This is a genomic window from Enterobacter sp. PTB (genome assembly GCF_051130085.1).
GTDB classification, from domain to species: Bacteria; Pseudomonadota; Gammaproteobacteria; order Enterobacterales; family Enterobacteriaceae; genus Enterobacter; species Enterobacter ludwigii.
The window spans coordinates 1-339 of the sequence record NZ_JBDKEE010000154.1; the positions used below are offsets into that span (position 1 = coordinate 1).

Sequence of the window (339 nt, forward strand, 5' to 3'; positions counted from 1 at the left end):
TGACGATGCCGCGCGTGCTGGGCCGCCTGCCGTATGGCCCGGATACCGTCCCGGTGCGCAGCTTCAACTATGTGGAAGAGGTCAAAGGTCCGGATCACGATAAATATCTGTGGACGAACGCCTCTTTCGCTTTCGCTGCCAACATGGCTCGCAGCTTTGCGAACAACGGCTGGTGCGTGCAGATCCGTGGTCCACAGGCCGGGGGCGCGGTGGAAGACCTGCCTGTCCACCTTTACGACCTCGGTACCGGCAGCCAGGTCAAGATCCCGTCCGAAATCATGATATCCGAAACCCGCGAGTTTGATTTTTCGAATCTCGGATTAATACCGCTAAGTTACT

The 339-nt window shown here is 57.5% G+C and carries 1 protein-coding gene; it reads left to right on the forward strand.

Features of this window, described 5'->3' with window-relative positions; genetic code table 11:
- On the forward strand, nucleotides 1–339 hold a 339-nt coding region (locus tag AAIR21_RS28060; protein WP_434682865.1), incomplete at both ends, for a type VI secretion system contractile sheath domain-containing protein.